The organism is Candidatus Symbiopectobacterium sp. NZEC135, assembly GCF_025962695.1.
Map to the genome: position 1 here is coordinate 1 of NZ_JAGFPF010000725.1, position 998 is coordinate 998.

Genomic DNA, 998 nt, shown 5'->3' on the forward strand with positions numbered 1-998 from the left:
CCAGCGTTTCATTAACGATGTTTCCGGCTTTATCTTGCGCCTGAATGGCGATCTCTGTTGGATTGGTGAACTGCTGCAACTCCGAGGCCGGAATTAACACCGACCAACTTCCCCCGACGCCAATATTGGTCTCATAGTCGTGGCCGTTTACCGTGACGGTCACTTTTTGCCCGACTTCCAGTCCGGTGGAGGTGCCGCTCAAGGTTTGTGCTGTGCGACTTTCTACATAGTTCAGCCCATCGCCGCCGACAAAAGCATCGAAAGCAATCGTTGGCAGCGTATTGACCACAATATGCACCTGACCGCCGACGCTGGCACTGTTGCCTGCGGCATCGGTCGCGGTGACCGTCAGGGTTTGCGTGCCATCGGTCAACCCGCCCAACTGGGCCGCGTTAAGCGACCATTGGCCGTTAGTCACCGTGGCCTCAATCGGTGGATTATTACCAATGGTGACCATGACCCGCGTGGCATCACCGGCATTACCGCTCAGTGCGGCAATTTCTGTCGCGTTCAGATAGCCATCGCCAAACGGGGTATCGAGCGTAACGGCGGGTGCATGAAAGTCGTTTTCGAAGGTAACCGTGTCTTTGGCTGTGTTGCCCGCCTGATCTCTGGCGGTCACCTCTAGGGTGTGGTTGTTACCTTCGATGAGTGAACTCAGTGCGTTGGCCGGCAGGGTGACGCTCCAGGTGTTACCCGTGACCACGGCCTGGTAAATCACGCCGTTAAGGTCAATCTCGACACTGATGTTTTGTGCAACGCCGGTGCTATTGGTGGTGCCTGTAATGGTCAGCGGGCCGTTGGCTTCCGCGATGTTGAGGATGTTATCGCAGCCAAATAAGGGTTCGGTGATGTCAGGTGTGGGCAGCGTCAATGCCGCAGTAACGTTAACGCTGGCGCTGCTGGGGTTGCCTGCTTTGTCGGTGACGGTCACCAGTAACGTATGCCCACCTTCGGTAAATGCCGCCAGTTGCGTGGAGGTCAGGGGCAGTGACCAG

1 protein-coding gene is annotated in these 998 nt (G+C 56.7%); it reads right to left on the reverse strand.

The window, feature by feature from the left end; all coding sequences use genetic code 11:
* A partial coding sequence (locus J5224_RS30005) for an Ig-like domain-containing protein (protein WP_264628705.1) occupies positions 1-998 on the reverse strand: 998 nt, incomplete at both ends.